2 protein-coding genes and 1 pseudogene are annotated in these 3,703 nt (G+C 38.4%); 1 reads left to right on the top strand and 2 read right to left on the bottom strand.

Going from position 1 to position 3,703, the window contains the following annotated elements; translation table 11 throughout:
• Window positions 1–164 (top strand): annotated as a pseudogene (locus H3001_RS18830) (IS1380 family transposase); the annotation flags it as partial.
• 134 nt (window positions 165–298) lie between these two features.
• Here the strand turns inward: H3001_RS18830 and H3001_RS18825 are convergent.
• Both H3001_RS18825 and H3001_RS18820 read right to left on the bottom strand, forming a co-directional pair.
• Window positions 299–862 (bottom strand): RteC domain-containing protein, encoded by a 564-nt coding sequence (locus H3001_RS18825; RefSeq protein WP_052484764.1) that lies wholly within the window; start codon window positions 860–862, stop codon window positions 299–301.
• A gap of 178 nt (window positions 863–1,040) precedes the next feature.
• Entirely contained in the window at window positions 1,041–3,359 is a 2,319-nt protein-coding gene (locus tag H3001_RS18820; RefSeq protein ID WP_008781630.1) for a TonB-dependent receptor, read from the bottom strand.
• Between the last annotated feature and the right edge of the window lie 344 nt (window positions 3,360–3,703).

Raw genomic sequence — 3,703 nt, 5'->3', positions numbered from 1 at the left:
ACACCAAGGCTTTTGGGCTCAAGAAAACGAGTCGCATAAAGGCTTTTGTCTTCAGATTCATCTCCGTACCTGCCAAGTGGATCATGACTGCAAGGCAATACGTGCTGAATATCTACACAGAGAACCGAGCTTATGCAAAACCCTTCAAAACAGAATTCGGATAAGAATCCTTTCTTTCCGGTTTGAATCTGCGTATTACCTCAAGTCGCATCGTGGGGTAAGGGGATGGTGGCTACATATTGATGTTGTGCTGTTGCTTTTTACTGAAAGCTGCTACTAACGACTCATAAATCTACCCTTAATCGTGTATTGGATGATAGTTGCGGATTTTAGGATTCAGATAAATTCGCAACATTTCGTTTGCTACTATTTTTGCAACTTTAAAATCGCAAATCGTAGAAAAATTAGGGTCTCTTTCAAAATAAAATGTTTCCATTGTCATTTGAATATCTTGTTTTCCTCTCAGAAAAAAGTACTTATCCAAATGCGTACTTCCCGAACGGTAGTATTTATAGAAATCAATGTTCTTATTGTAGAAATTCTCTAACTGATTCAGTTCATTGATGAAATAATTTTTCAGCACACAATCTTGTCCGTTGGGGCGCATCATTTCGATGTTATACACTTTCCTGTAATAGATTAGTTTACTAAAAAACTTGGGTTTTATTATCTTGAAAAAGAATATTTCATCCATTTCACTTTTGAACTTATAAAACGAAACTATTTCTTTCAATTCCGAGAACCCCTGTTCCAACAGCAATATTATTTGAGGAATATCTTTAATCCTGTCATTTAAATCGAGTTCATGCATCCTGATTTGATGTTCTAATTTTTCTGCAATGTTTTTTATCTTATCTTTCATTTTTATTGATTTTGAGTAAAAAAAAGGATGATATCGTCAGTTGACGACACACAAAGGCGTTCACTGAATTCCGATAGGATTCAGTGAACGCGAAGCAACAACATGTCGCTGAAAGATAATTAGTGATAGATTTGCCAGAAATACATAATACAGAATTTGTTGAAATCAACACCTAATCTTACTTATAACTTCCTTTGATTCCGTAGTCGGTATCCTGATTATTCAGCGATTTAGTACCGACAAGATGAGTTTTTCCGAAATTAAAATTCCAAGTGAGCGTGGCAACGAGAATTCGGGATGCATCGCTAAAACTTTCTCTTCGGAAAGGCGCTTGTGCATTTTTGTTTTCCATAATGGTTCGGGAAACATTCTTAAACGGATTGAACGCACCTATGCCAAAAGAAAAATTAGTCGCATTGTACCGGATAGCCAAGTAGTGATAATTACCATCCTTTATGACGGTTTCGCCGTATAACCTTTCGTCAAAAGGCTGTAGCTGGCCTATCAGCATCCATTTCTTATACATTGCCAAAACATCTGCCCTGTAATAAAAATTAGAATGGGTATGCGAATAGTTGTTCCCACGACTGTCAAAGTGGTTGAAGCCTCCTGTAACCGAAAATTGCAGGAAGTTTTTTATCATCCCTACTTTCAATGTTATCTCCGCATTATACTTATTCCAATCTTTCATGTTTTCGGGCATTGTCAGGAACACATTTCCATGTTCTCTTTTCGATTCCATGATAGGATTGTGTTTGTAGTGATGATGCAGGCTTGCATTGAAAGCGAACAACCCTTTTCTGTTTTCGTAATATAAATTATTATTCAGATTCAGGTACGGTTGAAGCAACAGATTCCCTTTCTCGGCAAGATACGAGTCAAGACGGATTTCCGTGTCGGCCAACTCCATCAGGGTTGGATTCGTTTGACTCATCTCCGCATCATACCGGATAAAAGAATTATCACTGAACCGATAGCCAACCATCGCTTTGGGTAAGAAATGGTAATAGCTTTTGGTAACAGATACATTGGAAAAATGCAGGCGATTCAGGCGAAGTCCCAAGCTATAGCTGAATTTGCCCTTACTATAAAACCACTCTGCAAAAACCGACGATTCCGCCTGATTCAAATCCGATTTGAATTCCTCGCCCTGATTAATTGTCTGCTCTGTAAACGACTGAATATGTTTTATCCCGAATTTCAAATTTCCATGGGCAAATCCTTTTTCGTATATGCCTTCGGCAATCAGTGAATATTTATCGGAAAACAGTTCCGAACGTTCGCTGAAAAGAGTATCAACATCGTTGTATTCGCAGTAATTCCGCGAAGATGCTGCGTTCGCATAACTCCCCACCACATTAGCATATATTTTCTGATTTTTGGGTAAACCATACTGGTAATACAAGTCGATGGTAGGAACATTAATTTTTTGCTGACTTCCGTCAAAAATCAACCCTTTGTCCGTGCCATTCTCTTTTAGAAAACTGTTGAAATCGTTGTGAGGCTGATTGCTCAGATTATATTTCAACTTGGCATTGAAAAAAGCCGAATCGCTCTGCTGATAGTTGTATGTCAGCGAAAAATCATGCATTTGGTACGAATAATCACCTCCGGCACTGATTTCTTCCCTCAATATAGGGGATGAATTTTCAAACTGATAACTACCTGTGCGATTTCTGTTATTCGTGTTGATGCGTTGAAACGCTGCGGTGTAGTTCAAAGCATATTCCGATTTTCCTTTGTTGAATTTGGCAAAGAAAACATCGCCCCCTGCAAGGATATTCAGCGAGTTCATCAAATCCACACCAACAACACCGCCTTTATCATCCCTTACTACCACGTAGTTGATAACTTTGGAAGCATGTCCGTATCGGATACCTGCATAATCCGAATATTCTATCCGCTTGATTTGGCGGGGTTGCAAGGTCTGAATTTCTTCCGGCGTGGTATTTACGCCGTTAATCTGCAAAATGACTTTCCCGCCGTCGGATGATGAAATCGTATTCAGCATCGGATTGATGTTCAAGCCGGGAAGCATCATTGTATTCAGCAATTGCATTCCGTTGGCAGAATGGCTGATTTGCAATTTTGTCGGGAACACAATCCGTTGGTTAATCTTGTTTATTGTGGAAGAAGCAGAAATCACCACTTCCCCAAGTAACAAAACATTTTCATTCAAATACACATCTATTTGTGCTGATTCCGTCAGATTCTGTATCAAAATCCGCTTTGTTTCAAATCCTAAACAGGATACTGACAGCACATAATTATCTGTGGGAAGATTTTCAAATTCAAATCTTCCGATAGTGTCTGTCGTTGTTCCTTTCAGAAAGACTGAATCTTGTTTGAATAGAACGACATTAGCAAACTCAACAGGTGTTTGCGTATTTTGTTGAAGTACTCTTCCTGAAACATGAATCGATTGTCCGGACACACTTAGGCCGGAATACAGGAAAAATACGATAAGATATAATAATCGAGCTTTATTAAAGTCCATACTTGTTTTCTTATAATGGGTTACGGATACAGATATAGCATCTGCATCATAAACCTCATGAATAAATGATAACCTTAATTCCGCAACACTATAATTTAACTTTATTTATAAGTTCCTGAGCAACAAAAAGTTGCTCAGGATTTTGCCATGTCAGATTTTTCACTTATCTTAGTGTTGCAATTAGAAAACAAGCGAAAATCGTAACAAGGCGCTGCAAAGGTACAAATAAAATTCGAAAAACTCACACCTTTTGGAGGAATTTTTTCAATCATGGAGAAATTTGACTCCATGCTTTCACCCGTTATCGACTCAACACTGGGTCAGAGATGCCGCAGTATCATCGG

Source organism: Phocaeicola faecicola (genome assembly GCF_013618865.1).
In the GTDB taxonomy this organism is placed as follows: Bacteria; Bacteroidota; Bacteroidia; order Bacteroidales; family Bacteroidaceae; genus Phocaeicola; species Phocaeicola faecicola.
Note: the sequence above shows the minus strand (reverse complement) of the source record. Positions and strands in the feature narration are given on the sequence as shown.

What these genes read in the sequence shown, in the direction of transcription:
- H3001_RS18820 (WP_008781630.1), bottom strand. Translation starts at nt 3,359, where the DNA reads ATGGACTTTAATAAAGCTCGATTATTATATCTTATCGTATTTTTCCTG.
- H3001_RS18825 (WP_052484764.1), bottom strand. Translation starts at nt 862, where the DNA reads ATGAAAGATAAGATAAAAAACATTGCAGAAAAATTAGAACATCAAATC.